Genomic DNA, 18203 nt, shown 5'->3' on the forward strand with positions numbered 1-18203 from the left:
AAAGTACTCCGGTCATCAGCGTGAGCCGGACAGATTCTGCTTGGGGAGATTTGGGAAACGCCACTGTTTCCGGTGCCATAGAAATATCCTGCCGGCCGAAGAAAGGCAACGCGCCTGAACAGCATTACGTATCAGGACCGTCACTCCGTCCGCAGGGGAGACCCGCCCGAGATTGCCAGCGTTGCCGGCATCAGGCTGATCGATCCCCCGCTACTTCGGATATTACCCCTTTGCGGTCCGCTTTTTCTTTTCCGGATCGTCAAAGGTCAGCGTGTGGGCAACTGCGTTGGCCCGCAGCGACTTGCCGCGGACTTCCAGCTTGACGCCTTGCCTGGCATAAGGCACATCGAGACGGGCGATCGCCATCGATCGCCTGGTCAGCTTCGAATAGGACGGGCAGGTGATGACGCCGACCTTCTTGCCGTCGGCCCAGACCTCGTCGCCGAGATCGGCCATCTTGTCGCCTTCAATCAGCATGCCGAAGATCTTGAAGCGCTCGTTGCCCTTCTGGCGATAATGCTCTTCCGCACCCCGGAAGCCGGTCTTGCCAGGCGATACCGTGAAGTCGAGGCCGAGTTCCCACAGGCTGTCACCGACGGGCTGGCCCGGGATCGGGTACATCTGCGAATTGTCGTAGGGATAAAACAGCAGGTAGCTCTCGACGCGCAGCAGGTCGAGCGTGCTGAAGCAGCATGGGATGATGCCCATATCCTTGCCTTCGGAAAGGATCGTGTCCCAGACCAGCCGCGCATCCTGGCCGCGCACGAAGATCTCGTAGCCGCGCTCGCCGGTGTAGCCCGTTCGCGAGATCGTCACCGGGGCGCCGAACAGTGTCGTGTGGATGTGGTGGAAATAATTGAGGTCGCGGATTCCGGGCACATGCTTGGCCAGGAAATCGACCGCCACCGGCCCCTGCAGCGATAGATCGTGAAGATCGTCGTCGAACAGCACGGCACAATTGCGCCCGGCCGCCTGCTTGATGATCTCTTCATGCGCGGTGCCGGTTCCGCTGACCAGCATCCAGGAATTGGGTCCATTGCGATAGAGCACGCAATCATCGGTCAGGTGGCCGCGCTCGTTGAGGATCGCGGCATAGACCGAACGGCCCGGCTGGATCTTGGCCACGCTGCGCGTCGTGATGTACTCGAGGATCGCAATCGCGTGCGGCCCGATCAGGTGCATCTTCCGCAATCCCGAGACGTCCATCAGCCCGGCCTTGGTGCGGATCGCGACGTGCTGGTCAAACGGATCGGCGTCGTAGGTCCAGGCAGTTCCCATGCCGCTCCAATCCTCGAGATTGGAGCCCAGTGCGCGATGGCGGTCGCCGAGGGCGGTAAAGCGCCAGCTCAAAGTCATCTTGTTCCTCCGGTCATTTTGGCAAACAGGTTTCGTGCCGGCGTCGCTTCGCGCGCCAGGGAGCTCATTCGTTCGTCGCTTCGCAGAGAATGCGACAGATCAGGATACGGAGGTTTCAGCCGTGTGGCCGAAGAGATGGGCCTGAGCGCCCTCCAACGCTCAGGCCGGGCGGAGGCGGCTGGGCGCCGACTCCGCCAATCGCCTGGTTCGACCCGATCAGCCGGCCAGGCCGGCTGCCAGCACAACGCCTGCGGCGGCGATGCCGCCACCGCCCACCTTGAGCGCGTTGCGCCAGGACAAGCGGGCGACGAAGCTGGCAAGCGAGAAGCCCAGCGCATGCAGCACAACTGTCGAAGCGACAAACCCCAGCCCATAGAGGAAGGCATTGCTGGCAATCGGCAATTCCTGGCCGTGGGCGAAACCGTGCAGCCCGCCGAAGGCAACCGTCATCGCAAAGGCCGCGCCGAACGGCACGCGGCTGCCCAGCGCCACGATCGCGCCCAGCAACACCACCGAGCCGGCAATACCCAGTTCGACAAAGGGAAGCGACAGTCCGGTCATGCCAAAGACCGCGCCGGCGATCATTCCGATGACGAAGCCGAGCGGTAGCCAGCGAAACACCGGCTCATTGTCTGCATTCTGACCGGCCCAGATGCCGACCCCGGCCATGGCCAGGATGTGATCAAGCCCGGAGAGCGGGTGAGATAACCCAGCGCCGAGACCACCGGCCTCGGGTAGAAAATGCGCGTAGCTCGGCATCGTCGACGCGGCATATGCAACGGCAACCGCTGCAGCCAACCGCGTGACCTTTGTTGTGTTCGTTGTCGTGTTCACCATCAACTCCTGTGGCCGGCCGCAGCCGGCCTTGTCCAAATGGTTGTCTTTTACTCTGCGGCGACCAGATCGGTGCGGCGCAGGCTGGCATCGATGACGTCGCCATTTTGCGCCGCCAATGACGCCATCAGGCGCATGATGACGCACGCCGCCAGGCGGGCCGCCGTGCCGCTGATGTCGAAGATCGGGCATAGCTCGGTGAGATCGATGACGCTGACACTGCCGCGCTTTGCGATCATGTCGGCGATGCGCATCATCTCACGCGACTCGATGCCGCCTGGCTCCGTCGAGGTGACGCCGGGTGCAGCCGACGAATCCATGACGTTGAAATTGAAGCTGAGATACTGCGCGTCGGTATCGCCCCAGACCCGCTCGATCGAGCGCTCGACCAGCGGGTAGATGCCGCCGTCGAACAGGTCGAACATCGAGTCGTAGTGCAGACCCCGCTCCTTCGACAGGTCGACATGGTCCTTGGGGTTCATGGCGTTGCGGGCGCCCAGATGCGCGACATTTCTGATGTCGAGATTGGGCAGTTCGGTGATGCGCGCCATGGCGCACGGGGCGAGATTGCGCTCGCCGGCCCAGCTGTCGGCCATATCGAGCTGGGCGCTGAAATGCATGTAGCCCATCTTCTTGGAGGCACCGATATGATCGGAAAGAGCGCGTGCCGCCGCAATCGAAATCGAGCGGTCACCGCCGCAGATGATCGGCGTGAGGCCAGACTTCAGGACTTCGCGGACCGCACGATAGATGCGCTCATGAGCCACCTCGGGGCTGACCTTCGGCATCGAGACGTCGCCGCAATCGACAGCCTTGCCATGCAGGTCGACATTGTATTCGAACCAGTAGGAGAAATACTCCTGCGAAACGAGGCGGAACTCGCGCGGGCCGTCTTCCGATCCGGGCTTGCCGACATTGCCTTCGTCGAAAGGCACGCCGACAAAGGCGTATTTGGCACCGCAGGCCCTAAGCGCTTCGGCATTCAGCGGCACGTGGGCAGACCGCAGGAACGTGATCAGGCCTGGCGCGCGGTAGTTGTCTCCGGCGTCGCCGCCAAGCGGCGAGAACAGGTGGGCGTAGGATTTTGCTGGGTTCATGACTTAATCTCCTCCCTGAGAATTCTTACGGTTGCTTGCCCTGCTGGCGCAGGGTCTGGGCACGCGAGCCGAGATAGTGGTAGATCATGTTGACCGTCATCTTGGCGCTGATCTGGCTGGAGTCGAAGTACGGGCAGAGCTCGACCACATCGAGGATGTCGCAGCCGTGGCGGCCGGCGATGCGCGCGAACTGGATCGCTTCCCGCCCCTTGAGGCCATAGCATTCCGGCGAGGTAGAGCCGGGCATGCAGCTCATGTCGATCGAGTCCGTATCCCAGGTGAAGTAGAGCGTATCTGCGTCCTTCTTCACCCGTTCGAAGATCTCGTTGGCGCACACTTCCAGTCCGCGCTCGATCATCTCGGGCATGGTGACGACACGGATCTCGTTGTCGACGTAGAAATCCCACCAGTCCTTGGGATTGAGGCCGTTGCGCGAGCCCATATGCGCCATGTTCCTGGCGTTGCAGTTGGGCAGGTCAAGCGCGCGCGGCGTGCCCGAGCAGTTGGTGATCAGGTTGCCGGCCCAGTCGGGTCCGGCGTCGAGGTGGCTGTCGACATGCAGGTAGCCCATCTTGCCGCTGCCGGTAAATTTCGACAGCGCCTTGGCGCCGGGGATCGGCAGGGAGTGATCGCCGCCGAACAGGATCACCTTGGCGCCGCCTTCGAGGCACTCGGTGACGTAGTCGGTGGTGTATTCCTGCGACTTGATGTTGTTGCCCGGCACCGTCGGCACGTCGCCGCAGTCGACGACACGGAAAAAGCTCAACAGGTCGACGTCGTATTCGAACATGTAGGGAAAATACTGCGTCGTCGCCTCGCGCAGCCCCGAAGCGCCTTGCGAGGCGCCGGCGCGCACGATCTGGCCCTGGTCCCATGGAACGGCCAGGAAGCAGATCTTTGCACCCATTTCGCGAATCTTGTGACGGTCCGGCGGGCAATAGGGCGCGCCCATGAAGGTGGCGAGCCCCCTGGATTTGAACGAGCCGTTATGCAGCTTCGGAGAGTAGATGTGGTCATTCTCGCCGAACTGCTCGGCGGGGCCACGATGTTGATGTGGCGTGAATTGCCACTTGGCTATGTCTGCTTTTCGATCAAGCATGCTGTTCCTCCCAACAGATAACTACTGAAGTGTTTGCCCAACCGGGGCCAACGCCGGATGTGGAGCTTCTTCCTCAAGCTCGATGTGGGTCAGTTCCATCTCGCGTCCGGACAGCACCTTGCGCGAAGGCCTCCCGCAGTCCGTGCAGCGAAGATTGGAAAGAGAGAGCGGCGAACGCGCCTCGGCGCAGTGCTCGCAGAATATGGTCAGCGGCACTTCCTCGATGTGCAGCTTGGCGCCTTCGCAGAGCGTGCCGCGCGTTGCCGGGCCGAAGCAGAAATACAGCGAGCGGGCGATGCCGCACATGACGCCGAGACGCACATGCATTCCGGTGACCCGGGCGCGGCCGTTGCGCGCGGCGTGATCGCTGGCAAGGTCGATCAGGCTTGAGGCGATGGTGAGTTCGTGCATGGCGCCACCTCAGGCGTGGAGCGTGTTGCGGATGGACTCCACCCGCGCCTGCAGGTCTCGCGCGAGGTCCTGCAGCTGCTGCTGGCGGGCCCGGACGATCCACTCCAGCCATGCCGTCATCCCGGTGCCATCGCGCGCCGACACGACGATGCTTTCGATCGCCGGGTTGACTTCGCGGGCACGGGCAACGCAGGCCTCGATGTCGAAATCGCAGTAGGGTGCCAGGTCCGACTTCGAGATGACCAGAAGGTCGGCCGCGGCGAACGCCTCGGGATATTTGACCGGCTTGTCGTCGCCTTCGGTGACAGACAGAATGACCACCTTGTGGGCTTCGCCAAGGTCGAAGCCGGCCGGGCAGGCAAGGTTGCCGACGTTTTCGATGAACAGGACGCCGCCCTGCTGCAGCGAGAGCGATTCAAGCGCACGCTTGATCATGTCTGCGTCCAAGTGGCAGCCCTTGCCGGTATTGATCTGCACCGCCTGGGTGTCCGTCGCACGAATGCGATCGGCATCGTTGGTCGTCTCCTGATCGCCCTCGATCACCCAGGTCGGGAAGGTGCCCTTCAACCGCTGCAAGGTCTCGACCAGCAAAGTGGTCTTGCCCGCCCCGGGGCTGGCGATCAGGTTGAGCGCAAGCACGCCATGCCCGCACAGTTCGTCGCGGACGCCGTCGGCAAACATGCCGTTCTTGGCCAGGATCTCCTGCTCGATCTGCACCAGCCGCTTCTGGCTCATGCCCGGAACATGGGTCTTGGCGGCATCCTTGCCGAAATGCAGATCACCGCCGGCGCCACCAGCAACGGAATGCTGGTGCTCATGCATGCCGTCGTCGCCATGAACGTGACCGTGGGCGCCGCGGTGATGATGTCCGTCATCGTGGTCGTGGTGATGGTGCCCATCATGGTGATGATGATGATCGCCATGATGGTGATGGGCATGCAGGTGCTCGTGGCCATCCCCACCGCTCTTGCCATCAATACGAATGTTCTCAGGCCCGCAGCCGCATACCTGGCACATGGCTATCTCCCGCTCTTGGTTGTGGAAGGGCTTTTGGCTGAAGGATCGCCGGCATAGTGCAGCAGTCCCCAGACCACCTCCTTGAGGTACCGCATCGCTGCGGGGATCGGCGCGCCATGCGGCATGAAACTGCCGAAGTAGATGCCGTCGATGTTGCGCGAGATGAATGCCGCCATCTCATCGGGGTCCGGGCAGGCAAACATGCCCACCTCGACGCCCTTGCGGATGCAATCGGCGAGAACCCTCTTTTCGGACTCGTAGAAGTCCTCGACGAAGCTATCGATGAACTTGGGGCCTGCGTCCTTGGCGCCTCCGGCATTGACGAACATGATGCGCACGAGGCTGCGCAGCGTCTCCGACATCTCGACATTGAGGTCCAGATAGGCGCTCAGCAACGCGGCCGGGCTCTCATGCCGCGCGACCACCTCGCCATAGTTGGTCATCAGTCGATCAAGCGCGTGAAGCACGGAGGACTGGTAGAGCGAGTCTTTGTTCTTGAAGTAATAATAGATAAGCGAATGAGCGACGCCAAGCTTCTTGGCAATAAGCGGAATTGTTACACTCTCAAAATCTTCTTCGGCAAAGCATTCGAGCGCCGCTTCCAACAACGACTCCGCCCGAACCCCAGGATTGCGGTAGAGGCGATTTTTGGCCCGTTTGACCGATTTCACGCGATCTTCAAGGTGAATGAGAGCGGCGGATTCCATCGATGACTTCCTGACTTTGAGCATTGCCGGAGAAGCGCGACGCGACTGCGTCGGTTCAGCACCTGAAGTACGGCCAGGCTGCCGCTTCAGATGTCGAGGGCACTGGGTACTCGACTGCACTTTCGAGCTTGACGCTACGTAGCTTTGACACCGCTGTCAACACGCATTTTGAACTCCCTTGGCGACTTCGCGAGAAAATGGTTCGTGCCATACGCGGTCATCAGCAACCTCATCGGGAGAAACACAAGCACCTGCCGACAACGATTAACGCACTGAAATATCTAATTTAATTGCATTGTTGATTTTGATTCCTGTATTTCGTCGGCTCGCCTGAGTGTGGTCGACGGCACATTGTTTTTGCTCATATACATGCAAATTCCCTAATGTTTTTACATGCCTGTCAGGAAAATTGTTTGACACAACAATCAAACTGCCGCAACGTAACAGCGTGATGGGTGGCGGCCTCAAACACGGTGAGAGGCGCGCCGCGCATCCGACGGAACCTTGGGGGTCGATCAGACAGGAGAACCCCGCTTGCACGCCACCCAGCCTCAAACGAACAGATCGATCGGGCGCGCCCTCGCTCGCATGGGTGCCGCGGCGATTCCGGACTGCCAGGACAACAAGACGATGCCGAACCGGGACTTTGGAGGACAATCAACGCCCGGATAGGTGTTCATTTAATCTTTGGAGGAGGATGAAATGACTATCGCTTCAGAAAATCCAGACAATGAAATGCGTCGGGAACTAAACCGGCGACTGAACATCGTTGCGGATCCGAGTTACGGGGATCCAGCGCGTGCGGATATATCGGGCCGGGATCTCGGAATCTGGTTCGCCACGACGGCAGCCATCTTGATTGTCGCGCTCGCCATGTGGAGCGGAGGCAACTGATGGCCGCCGCACCAAAATTCACCGGCGCGAGTGCTGCCTTCGGCACGCTCCCCGTGCTCAAGGAAGAGCGGGAACTCGGCTTCCTAGATCATTCCTGGATCAATATCGGCCTTGCCATCGCCACATGGGCGTTCCTGCTCGGCGGCAGCACGGCCCTTGTCGTCGGAGCCCGCGACGGCATCTACGCCATCATCATCGGCAACGTCATCGGCGTTTCGATCATGGCCGTCAGCGTCTGCATCTCGACCGGGAAGTTCGGCATCGAGCAATTCACGCTGATGCGCAGCGTCTTCGGACCTGTCGGCATCCTGATCTTGGTCGGATTTTTCCTTGCCATCTACGGCGTCGGCTGGTCGGCAATCCTGTCGATCATGTTCGGGCGCGCGATCAGCGGCGTCATGAACCAGGTCGGCGGCACGCAAATCGGCGAAAACGATCTCGGCGTGACGTTCCTTGCCATCCTGGCAATCACCATCTCATGGCTTCTGCTCTGGAAAGGGCCAACTGCCGTCAAATGGCTCAACCGCTTCGTCGGGCCGGGCAAGCTCATCCTCTGCTTCGGCATTCTGTTCCTCATCTTCAGCCACAAGAGCTGGAGCGACATCGCAAACGCAGCTCCGCTCGCGCCGTTCGACGACCGCCGGCTCAATTTCATGATCGCCGTCGAGTTCAATCTTGCCGCCGGCTTCGGATGGTGGCCGGTACTGGGCAACATTTCGCGCTTCACCCGCACGCCGCGCGCCGCGCTGTGGCCCAATCTCATCGGTATCTTCGCGGCCGCCGTTCTCGGTGAACTAGTCGGCTTGTTTGCCGCCCTGAGCCTGGGATCGCATGACCCGACGGCCTGGATGATCCCGCTGGGGGGAGCCTTTGTCGGCGTGACCGCGCTGCTGTTCGTCGGACTGGCAAACATCACCGCCATCGTCAGCATCTTCTACGGCATGTGCCTGGCGATGCGGCAGGCAGGCGGACGCTACTTCGAAGCCCTGCCCTGGGGCCTGCTGACCGGCGCATTGTTTGTTCCGGTGATCGTCATCGCCTTCTTCCCGGGCCAGATCTACGACAACTTCTTCAAGTTCCTCGCCTGGACCGCACTCGGATTTGCACCGCTCTCCGGCGTGACGGCGATGGACTACCTGGTCCTGCGCAGAGGCCGGATCAAGCAGTGCGACGTCTTCAACGACGGTGCCGATTCCGACTACGCCTTCTGGCGCGGCATCAATCCGGCTTCGTTCCTGGCCCTGGCAGGTGGGGGCATCGTCTACTACGCGTTGTTCGATCCCCAGTCGCTTGCCGCGCATGGTCCATTCGTCTGGATCAGTGCGTCTGTACCTGCCTGTCTCGTGGCAGCGATCCTTCACTACGCTCTGACCAAGGCATTGGTGATGCCGGCACGGCGCGGAGGATATTGATCTCGGGATCGGGTGATCCGCTCACATGACGGATCACCCGCTTCACGCAACCCCAACCATCGATCCAGATCCCAAAGTGAAGCGAGCCAGGGAACCACTGTTGCATAGCGCAATCGGTCGGGAGGTCCGCGCCTTTCGAACCAGGCACGGCATGAAGGTGACCGACCTGGCCGCAGCCACGAAACTGTCGGTTGGAATGCTCTCAAAGATCGAGAACGGGGACATTTCGCCTTCCCTTACAACGCTGCAGGCGATATCTCGCGGCTTGGCTGTGCCCATTACCTGGCTGGTGAGCCGCTTCGAATCCGAACGTACTGCCGTCTTCGTCAAAGCCGGTAGCGAGGTTGCTCCGAACAGCAGCGCAGCCAGACAGCAATGCGAGCCCCTCGGCCATACAGACCGCAACGCCGATGGACTTGTCGTCGAGCCCCAGCTGATCTCCCTCACCTGCCAGACAGACGTCTTTCCGGCAGCCGGCCATCAGGGAACGGTCTTCCTATACCTGCTGCAAGGCGAAATCGTATATCGTCACGGGGCTGACACCTATCGGATGACGCCCGGGGATAGCCTGTTCTTCGACGCGACAATCCAACATGGTGTCGACGAATTGGCCCAACTGCCCATCCGCTGTTTGTCTGTCATGACCCGCCGTCGAGACAGATGATCCGAAGCCTGGTGAAGACAACCTCCGTGACACCGCCCGCACCGCCTTCCGCCAGTTTCGTGTCGTAACCGTTTGCCTCCGCCCGCGCGGCACCCCACAGCAGAACCCGCATGGCGAGCGCGTTGACCTGGTCCGCGCCGTGTATCGCGATGGCCAATAAGAAAAGGCCCCGGATCGCTCCGGGGCCTTTCTCATTTCTTATCCATCACCTCAGTGATGAGCCGGTTCGGCCATCTGCTTGGCGTCAGGCACCTCGGCATGAGCGGCCAGGTCCTTGCGCGAGATGAAGGTGTAGAACATCGGCACCACGAACAGCGTGAACACCGTGCCGACGATCACACCCGAGAAGATCACCAGGCCCATCGAGTAGCGCGCAGCGGCACCCGCACCCGAGGCGGTGATCAGAGGTACGACGCCGAGCGCCATCGCAGCCGTGGTCATCAGGATCGGCCGCAGGCGAACCTTGGCCGAGGCGATGATCGCCTCGCTGCGCGACAGGCCATGCTCCTCGCGTTGCTGGTTGGCGAATTCGACCAGCAGAATACCGTGCTTGGTGATCAGGCCTATCAGCGTGATCAGGCCGACCTGAGTGTAGATGTTGAGCGAACCGAGCCCGAGATTGAGCGGCACGATGGCGCCGAAGATCGAAAGTGGCACCGACATCATGATGATGAACGGGTCGCGGAAGCTTTCGAACTGTGCCGCCAGCACCAGATAGATCACCACGATGGCAAGTGCGAAGGCAATCAGGATCGTGCTGCCCTGCTCGCTTTCCAGGCGCGACTGGCCGGAGTAGTCGACAAAGAAGCCGCCCGGCAGCAACGGCCGCGCGATGTCCTCGATCGTCTTCAGGCCGTCGCCGGTGGTCACACCGGGCACCGGCAGTGCCGAGATCGTCGCCGAATTGAGCTGGTTGAACTGCTCGATCGAGGCCGGCGACGAGTTGGTCTTGATCGTCACGACGGCCGACAGCGGCACCATCTGGCCGTTGACGCTGCGGACGAAGAATTCGCCGAGCTTCTCGGGATTGTTCCGGTACTCCTCCGGCACCTGCATGATGATGTCGTAGCTGTTGGAATCGCGGTCGAACTCGGCGATGGCGCCGCCGCCGACGAGAAGGCTCAGCGTCGAGCCGACATCGCTGACGGACAGGTTGAGCGCTGCGGCACGATCGCGGTCGATGGTCACGGTAACCTGCGGTGCGTCGAAGGACAGCGAGTTCTGCACGACGATGAAGCGTCCCGAGGCCTGCGCCTTTTCCTTGATCTGCTCGGCCACCTCGTAGACCTGGCTCGGATCGCCGGTCGACTGGATGACCATCGAGATTGGCAGCCCGCCGCCGGCGCCCGGCAGCGACGGCGGTGCGAAGACCAGCGCCTGCACGCCGCTGACCTTTGACAGCCGACCCTGGATATCAGCCTGCAGCTCGGCCTGCGACCGGTCGCGGTCGGCCCAGTCCTTGAACGCCCAGACCGAGAAGCCCGAATTGGTCTCGCCGCCCATGCCAACGATGGAGAAGTTGGCCTTGAGCTCCGGCAGGTCCTTGGTCAGGTCGCGGATCTGGTCGGCGTAGAGGCTGGTGTACTCCGTCGTCGCATAGCGAGGTGCGGTGATCAGCGAGAACAGCGCGCCTGAATCCTCTTCAGGCGCCAGTTCGCTCGACGTCTTGAAGAACATGAAGCCCGTCACCGAAACCAGTGCGATGACGATCAGCAGCGTCACCGGCCGATACTTGAGCGAGCCGGCGACCAGCCGCTCGTAGCGGTTGGCGACGCGTTCGAAGGTGCGGTCGACGAACTGCGCGAAGCGGCTGTGGTTGCCGGCCTTCAGCAGGCGCGCCGACATCATCGGGGTGATGGTCACCGCGATGAAGCCGGAGATGACGACTGCACCTGCGAGCGTCAGCGCGAATTCGCGGAACAGCGAACCGGTGAGACCGCCCGTGAAGGCGAGCGGGGCAAAGACGGCGGCGAGCGTGATGGTCATGGCGACCACCGGCGCGAAGATCTCGCGCATGCCCTTGAACGCCGCCTGCATCGGCGTCATGCCCTCTTCCATGTGGCGATGGATATTCTCGACCACCACGATGGCATCGTCGACGACCAGTCCGATCGCCAGCACCATGGCCAGGAGCGACAGAAGGTTGATCGAATAGCCCATCATCAGAAGGATGAAGCAGACCCCGATCAGCGACAGCGGGATGGTCACCACCGGCATCAGCACCGAACGGAACGAGCCGAGGAACAGCAGGATGACGACGATGACGATGGCGACGGCTTCGGCAATGGTCTTGAAGACCTCTTCGATCGAGGCGCTGATGGTCTCGGTCGAATCATAGACCATGGTGATGGTCATGCCTTCGGGCAGGCTGGCGCTGATGGCCGGCAGTTCGTCGATGACGGCTGCTGCGGTGTTCAGCGGGTTGGCCGAAGGCGTCGGGAAGATACCGATGAAGGTGCCCGGCTCGCCGTTGAAATTGACGACCGTGTCGGTGCTTTCGGCAGCGAGCTCGACATGCGCGACATCGCGCAGCCGGACGACATTGCCGTTCGCCGACTTGAGCGGCAGTTCTGCAAACGACTCGGGTGTCTGCAGCGTCGACTTCATGGTGATCGAGTAGGCGACGTATTCGTTCTTGGTCTTGCCCGGCGCCGACAGGAAGTTGGAGGCGTTGATGGCTTGCAACACTTCGGCGGCGGTCAGCCCGCGCGCGGCGAGCTTCACCGGATCTACCCAGACGCGCATCGAATAGTTTGCAGCGCCCAGGACTTGGACTTCGGCGACGCCCTCGATGGTCGACATGCGCGGACGGATGACGCGCTCGATGTATTCGGTCAGCTCTTCCGAGCTCATGTTCGGGTTCTGCATCGCCAGATACATGATGGCGAACTGCATGCCCGTGCCCTTGACGATGGTCGGATCCTTGGCGTCGCTCGGCAACTGGCCGCGCACCTGCTGGACCTTGGACATGACCTCCGTCAGCGCCGTATCCGGATTGGAGCCAAGCTCCATCTGCACCGTCACGATGCTGGTCGACGGACGGCTCTGCGACGTCACGTAGTCGATGTTTTCGGTGGTCGCCACAGCAGCCGAGATCGGCGCGGTGATGAAGCCCTGGATGAGGTCGGCACTGGCGCCGGGATAGACGGTGGTGATGGTGATCACCGTCTCCTCGACCTCCGGATATTGCCGGACCGAAAGGTTGAAAAGCCCCTGGAAACCCAGGAGCAGGATCATGAGGGCAACCACCGTCGACAGGACGGGGCGGCGAATGAAGATGTCGGAAAAACTCATTTCGCGGTTGCCTGCGCGTTGGCCGAAGTGGTGGGCGAAACGGTGTTGTCGATCTTTACCGGCGTGCCATTGGTCAGCCTGTTCTGCCCGGCAATGACCAGTTCGTCGCCCGCCGAAACGCCTTCGATGATCTCGACGCGGCCTTCGGAGCGACGACCAACCTTGACGAACACCTGCTTGACGGCAAGAGCCGGCTCAGCCGCCGCTGGCTGGGCGGGTGCGGCAGCTGCAGCGGCGGGAGCCGCAGCGCCTGCGGCCGCAGCCTTGGCCTCAGCCGGGCGAACGACATAGACATAGTCGCCATAGAGGCTGGTGGTCAGCGCCGTCTGCGGCACCGCCAGCACGCCGTCCTCCTCGGGCAGCTCGACGCGAACGCGCACGAACTGGCCGGGGCTCAGATTGCCTTCCGGATTGGTGATCTTGGCGCGGACAGAGACCAGGCGGCTCTGAGGATCGACCTTGGGATCGATGCCAACCACCGTGCCCTTGAACGGCATGTCGTCGGCGGCGATGCCGAAGCCAACCGGCTGGCCGATCTTCAACAGGCCAAGCTGCTGCTCGGGAACGGAGAAATCGGCGCGCATCGTTTCGAGATCCTGGAGCGTGGCGACGATCGTGCCGGGCGCCAGATACTGGCCGTCATCCACCTTCGGAATGCCGATGGTGCCGGAAAACGGCGCGCGCAGCTGCTTCTGGTCGACCACTGCCTGCAGCTTCTGCACCTGCGATGCCGATGTCGAGGCCGCTGCCCTCGCAGCATCGAGGGCGACTTCGGAGCCGACGCCGCGACGCTGCAGCTGGATGGCGCGGTCGAGCGACTGCTGGTCGAGCGCCGCCTGGGTCTTGGCTGCCGCCAGGTCCGCCTGCTGCACAGTGTCGTCGAGCTGGATCAGCACGTCGCCCTGATTGACGTGCTGGTTGGCCGAGAACTTGATATCCTTGATGATGCCGGCCTGTTCGACGGTCAGATCGACGCCCTGGGAGGCGTTGACCGTTCCGATGGTTTCAATGCCCGGCGTCCATGGAGCGGGCTCGACCTTGGCAGTGGCCACGGTCACCGACGCAACCGGCATGTTGGCGAAGAATTGCTGGATCGCGTTATCGCGGAAGACGTTGAATCCAACGATGCCGCCGCAGACGAGAACGAGCAGAACGAGAGCGATGATGAGACGCTTGATCAAAGGAGATCCCCAATCGGTAAGGAATCGGCATCCGGGCGGGCCGCGATGCACATTGAACCTGTTTATACAAAAACCCAAGTGTGGAGCGCTTACTGTACCGTCTGGACGGTATTGTCAATCGGCGATAATGTGAAGTTTCACGGAGACATCACCCATGTCGGGCCACAGACCTAGCTCTCGCGACAAAATTCTCGCAGCAGCCGCCGAACTCGCGGACATTGTCGGGCCGGGCAACCTGTCGCTCGATGCCGTGGCCCAGCGCGCCGGGGTGTCGAAAGGCGGGCTCCTATACAACTTCCCGACCAAGGCCAAGCTGATGCAGGCGCTGGTCCAGGATTATCTCAAGACCTTCGAAGACGCCCTCTCCGCCAAATCGACCGGCGACGAGGCCAATAGCCTCGCAGCCTACATCGAGCTGTCCGCCCAGGAGTGCAGCCAAAAGCAGCCATCTGCAGCCGGTGTCCTCGCCGCGCTTGCCGAAGACCCCGATTTCCTCAATCCGGTCAGGGACTTCAAACGCCATCTGCTCGACCGGCTCAAGGCCGAAAATCCCGACACGGCCAAGCTGATCGTGGCCTTCCTCGTCATCGAAGGGCTGCGCAGCATGAAGCTCTTCGACATGGACATACTCCACGAGGATGAACGCAACGTGGCGATTGCGTATTTGCTCGATCAGGCCGCGGCGCAATAGACGCGCGCCACCGATGCCGAAGCAATCCTCACTTGCTGGGGTGGGACCTTGCGTGCGGAAGGCCGCGAACCGCTGATCAGCTCGCTTCGCGCAAGGACTCGGCAGCTTGCAGGTCGACCGAGACCAGCTGGCTGATGCCCTGCTCGGCCATGGTGACGCCAAACAGCCGGTTCATCCGCGCCATGGTGATCGGGTTGTGGGTGATGACCACGAAACGTGTCTCGGTCGACGCCGCCATCTCGTCCATCAGGTTGCAGAAACGCTCGACATTGTGGTCGTCGAGCGGCGCGTCGACCTCGTCGAGGACGCAGATCGGCGCCGGATTGGTCAGGAACACAGCGAAGATCAGGGCCATCGCGGTCAGCGCCTGCTCGCCGCCGGACAACAGCGTCATCGTCTGCGGCTTCTTGCCGGGCGGGCGGGCAAGGATCTCCAGGCCGGCTTCGAGTGGATCCTCGGACTCGATGAGCTGAAGCTCCGCCGTGCCGCCGCCGAACAGGTGGGTGAACAGGCGCTTGAAGTGGCCGTTGACGAGGTCGAAAGCGGCCAGCAAGCGCTCGCGCCCTTCCCGGTTCAGCCCCTGGATACCCTGGCGCAGCTTGCGGATGGCCTCGATGATGTCCTCGCGCTCGGAGACGATCGCCTCGAGCCGTTCGGACAGCTCCTTTTGCTCTTCCTCGGCGCGCAGGTTGACCGCACCGAGCCGCTCACGCTCGATCTTGAGGCGCTCCAGCGTGCGCTCGACTTCAACCGGATCCGGCATCGGGCTGTCGACTTCGAGACCCGTATGGCGAAGAACCAGGTGGGGCGATGTCGCAAGCACTTCCTGGATGCGCGCCTCGACCTCGCGGCGGCGTTCGTCGGCTGCGGTCAGGCGCTCCTCGGCGCGCGCGCGGGCCTCCCGGGCCTCGGCAAGGCCCTGGATCGCGGCGGTCGCCGCCTTGTCGAGAACAGCCTGCCTGGTCTCGGCCTCCTGGAGGCGATCCGAGACTTCCTTGCGCAAGACCTCGGCACGGCTGAGTTCCGACATCAGCGCCCTACGGCGCGCGTCGAGTTCGTCTGGCGCTTCTGCCAGCGTTTCGCGCTCCGCAGCCGCTTCCTCGCGCCGCTCGGCGAGCGCCTCGATCTGCTCGGCAGCGCTTTCGGCACGCAGCACCCAGCTCTGGCGCTCGGCGGCGATCGCCGCAAGCCGGCGCGCCCTGGCCTCGGCCTCGCGGCTGAGACCGTCATGCACGGCGCGTGCGTCGGCCACCGCAGAGCGATCGCGCGCAACCGCGCCTGAAAGCTGTTCGAGGCGCATCTGCAGGTCGGCGAGGTCAGGTGCCGAGCCGAGCAGGTCCTCCGCCTCGATATAGGTCTCCTGCGCCTCTTCATGCGCATCGGCGACCCGCGCCCGCGCCTCGTCGAGCGCAGCACGACGGCTGGTCAATTCGCCCGCAGCCTTTTCGGCCTGGGCCAGCGCATCGCGGGCCGCCCCCACCTGGTGCTGGGCTTCGCGCCAGGCCTGCCGGGCCTGACGCTCGGCTTCGGTGCTTTCACGTACCGCGTTTTCGGCACGTGCCAGCGCTTCTTCGGCCTTGCGCACGGCAAGCGTTGCCTCGACGGCCTCGGCATCGAGTTCGGCAAGCCGGTTCTTCTGGGCAAGCCGTTGTGCTGCCGCAGTCGGGGCATCCGCGCTGGCGGTCAGTCCATCCCAACGCCACAGCGCGCCTTCGCGGCTCACCAGGCGCTGGCCGGGCATCAGCAGCCGCTGCAGCTTTGCGCCCTCGGCGGCATCGACCACGCCGACCTGTGCGAGGCGTCGCGCCAGTTGGCGCGGCGCGCGGACAACTTCGGCAAGGCTGCGCACGCCATCGGGCAGCTTCGGATCGCCCGGCGCCGGTTCGGCATCGCCCCAATGCACGGGTGCAGCACGGTCGAGCGCTGCTTCGAGATCGTCGCCAAGGGCGGCGCCCAGCGCCGTCTCGAACCCGCGTTCGACGCCGATCTGCTCCAGCACCGCCGGGAAAAGATCGCCCGAGGCAGCGTTGATGATCTTGGCCAGCGTGCGTGCCTCAGTCTCGATGCGCGCCAGTTCGGCCTTCACCTCCTGCAGCGGCGAACGCGACGAAGCTTCCGCCTGCCGCGCCTCGGTGACGGCACGTTCGGCCTCGGTGGCGGCGTATTCTGCCTCCTCGAGAGCTTCCTGTGCTGCTTCCGCAAGCATCTGCTTTTCCGCCGGATCGGCGAGCGCCGAGATGCGGGCGGCAATCTCGCTCGCCTCGCGGTCGAGTTCGGCAAGCTGGCGGGCGAAACGGTCGCGGCGTTCGGCAGCATCGCGCATGGCGCGCTCGGCCTGGGTGCGCCCGGCAGCGGCATCGGCGCGCTCGGCAGTCACCCGGCCCAGTTCGGCCTCGGTCAGCGCCAGCGTCGCCCTCGCCTCTTCGAAGGCCGCGCGGGTGCTGGTTTCCCGATCGGTCGCACCGGCATTCTCGTCGTTGAGCGACTTCTCCTCGGCGTCGAGGCGCGACAGGATCGCCGCATTGTCGCCGATCATCCGCTGTTCGCGGGCAATGTCGGCGTCGAGCTGCTGCAGCCGCCGGTCGAGTTCGCTCTGGCGCGAATTGATGCGCCCGGCCTCTTCCTCGAGCTGCGAACGGGCAATGGAGAGCCGTTGGAAGGTCGCGGCCGCCGCCGCAGCGGCATCGCGCATCTCAGGCAATTTGTGCGCGCCGACCGCCTGGTCCCTCGCCGCCGCCATCTGGGCAGCCGCCCGGTCGCCGACCAGTGCCGTCGCCGTCGCCAATGCCGACTGCGCTTCGCCTTCCTGCGTCTTGGCCAGCGTCCAGCGCAGATGCAGCAACGTGGCTTCCGCCTTGCGGATGTCAGCGGACAGGTTCTTGAAGCGCGAAGCCTGGCGCGCCTGGCGCTTCAGGCTCTCGATCTGGCTCTCAAGTTCGCCGACGACATCGTCGAGGCGTTCGAGGTTCTGCTCGGCGGCGCGCAGGCGCAGTTCAGCCTCGTGCCGGCGCGTATGCAAGCCGGAAATGCCCGCCGCTTCTTCCAGCAATGCGCGGCGCGCCTGCGGCTTTGCCTGGATCAGTTCGCCGATGCGCCCCTGCCCCACCATCGACGGCGAACGGGCACCGGTCGACTGGTCGGCGAACAGAAGCTGCACGTCCTTGGCGCGCGCTTCCTTGCCGTTGATGCGATAGACGGAACCTGCCTCGCGCTCGATACGGCGCGACACCTGCAACTCGTCGGCGTCATTGAAGGAAGGCGGTGCGGTACGATCGCTGTTGTCGAGGAACAGCGTCACTTCTGCGGTGTTGCGTGCCGGCCTGGTGCCGGAGCCAGAGAAGATGACGTCGTCCATGCCGGAAGCGCGCATATTCTTGTACGAGCTTTCGCCCATCACCCAGCGCAACGCTTCGACCAGATTGGATTTGCCGCAGCCATTCGGCCCGACGATACCGGTGAGGCCGCGTTCGATGACGAACTCGCCCGGCTCGACGAAGGACTTGAAACCGAGAAGGCGGAGGCGCGAAAACTTCATTCGCGCCAATC

At 63.0% G+C, this 18203-nt stretch carries 14 protein-coding genes; 4 read left to right on the forward strand and 10 right to left on the reverse strand.

The genetic code is table 11. The features are described from left to right. Positions 1-222: 222 nt before the first annotated feature. The 7 genes from GGQ99_RS18185 to GGQ99_RS18215 all read right to left on the reverse strand — a co-directional run bounded on the left by GGQ99_RS18185 (position 223) and on the right by GGQ99_RS18215 (position 6521). Entirely contained in the window at positions 223-1356 is a 1134-nt protein-coding gene (locus GGQ99_RS18185; protein ID WP_108608916.1) for an aminomethyl transferase family protein, read from the reverse strand. 216 nt (positions 1357-1572) lie between these two features. Next, positions 1573-2229 (reverse strand): HupE/UreJ family protein, encoded by a 657-nt coding sequence (locus tag GGQ99_RS18190; RefSeq protein WP_183263613.1) that lies wholly within the window; start codon positions 2227-2229, stop codon positions 1573-1575. A gap of 11 nt (positions 2230-2240) precedes the next feature. After that, positions 2241-3287: an arginase family protein gene (locus GGQ99_RS18195; protein ID WP_183263614.1), complete on the reverse strand. Its 1047-nt coding sequence runs from the start codon at positions 3285-3287 to the stop codon at positions 2241-2243. 25 nt (positions 3288-3312) lie between these two features. Beyond that, positions 3313-4386, reverse strand: a complete 1074-nt coding sequence (locus GGQ99_RS18200) for an agmatinase family protein (RefSeq protein ID WP_108608919.1) — start codon at positions 4384-4386, stop codon at positions 3313-3315. Between the two features lie 21 nt (positions 4387-4407). After that, on the reverse strand, positions 4408-4797 hold the full coding sequence (locus tag GGQ99_RS18205) for a hydrogenase maturation nickel metallochaperone HypA/HybF (RefSeq protein WP_183263615.1): 390 nt from the start codon (positions 4795-4797) through the stop codon (positions 4408-4410). Between the two features lie 9 nt (positions 4798-4806). Next, positions 4807-5814 (reverse strand): hydrogenase nickel incorporation protein HypB, encoded by a 1008-nt coding sequence (hypB, locus tag GGQ99_RS18210; protein ID WP_183263616.1) that lies wholly within the window; start codon positions 5812-5814, stop codon positions 4807-4809. A 2-nt stretch (positions 5815-5816) separates the two neighbouring features. Continuing rightward, positions 5817-6521 carry a TetR/AcrR family transcriptional regulator gene (locus GGQ99_RS18215; RefSeq protein ID WP_159097879.1) on the reverse strand — a complete coding sequence of 235 codons (705 nt, stop codon included), beginning with the start codon at positions 6519-6521 and terminating at the stop codon, positions 5817-5819. A 702-nt stretch (positions 6522-7223) separates the two neighbouring features. Here GGQ99_RS18215 and GGQ99_RS18220 point away from each other — a divergent pair. From GGQ99_RS18220 to GGQ99_RS18230, 3 genes are read left to right on the forward strand one after another with little or no spacing between them, the layout of a single operon-like run. Continuing rightward, positions 7224-7415, forward strand: coding sequence for a hypothetical protein (locus tag GGQ99_RS18220; RefSeq protein WP_108679465.1), 192 nt, complete (start codon positions 7224-7226; stop codon positions 7413-7415). Further along, complete coding sequence (locus GGQ99_RS18225) at positions 7415-8827, forward strand: purine-cytosine permease family protein (protein WP_183263617.1); 1413 nt, start codon at positions 7415-7417, stop codon at positions 8825-8827. The genes GGQ99_RS18220 and GGQ99_RS18225 overlap by 1 nt, the downstream gene beginning before the upstream one ends. A 25-nt stretch (positions 8828-8852) precedes the next feature. Beyond that, a complete protein-coding gene (locus GGQ99_RS18230; protein ID WP_183263618.1) occupies positions 8853-9491 on the forward strand; it encodes a helix-turn-helix domain-containing protein in 639 nt (212 codons plus the stop codon). Positions 9492-9701: 210 nt separating this feature from the next. Here GGQ99_RS18230 and GGQ99_RS18235 read toward each other — a convergent pair whose 3' ends face one another. Together GGQ99_RS18235 and GGQ99_RS18240 are read right to left on the reverse strand one after the other, a co-directional pair. Further along, positions 9702-12785: an efflux RND transporter permease subunit gene (locus GGQ99_RS18235; protein ID WP_183263619.1), complete on the reverse strand. Its 3084-nt coding sequence runs from the start codon at positions 12783-12785 to the stop codon at positions 9702-9704. Then, a complete protein-coding gene (locus GGQ99_RS18240; RefSeq protein ID WP_183263620.1) occupies positions 12782-13966 on the reverse strand; it encodes an efflux RND transporter periplasmic adaptor subunit in 1185 nt (394 codons plus the stop codon). The genes GGQ99_RS18235 and GGQ99_RS18240 overlap by 4 nt, the downstream gene beginning before the upstream one ends. A 154-nt stretch (positions 13967-14120) precedes the next feature. Here GGQ99_RS18240 and GGQ99_RS18245 point away from each other — a divergent pair, with 154 nt between their 5' ends. Next, on the forward strand, positions 14121-14657 hold the full coding sequence (locus tag GGQ99_RS18245) for a TetR/AcrR family transcriptional regulator (RefSeq protein WP_108608928.1): 537 nt from the start codon (positions 14121-14123) through the stop codon (positions 14655-14657). A 76-nt stretch (positions 14658-14733) separates the two neighbouring features. Here the strand turns inward: GGQ99_RS18245 and smc are convergent, their stop codons facing one another. Next, complete coding sequence (gene smc, locus GGQ99_RS18250; RefSeq protein WP_183263621.1) at positions 14734-18192, reverse strand: chromosome segregation protein SMC; 3459 nt, start codon at positions 18190-18192, stop codon at positions 14734-14736. Positions 18193-18203 lie beyond the last annotated feature (11 nt).

The sequence above is a fragment of the Aminobacter niigataensis genome, assembly GCF_014200015.1.
Classification (GTDB): Bacteria; Pseudomonadota; Alphaproteobacteria; order Rhizobiales; family Rhizobiaceae; genus Aminobacter; species Aminobacter niigataensis.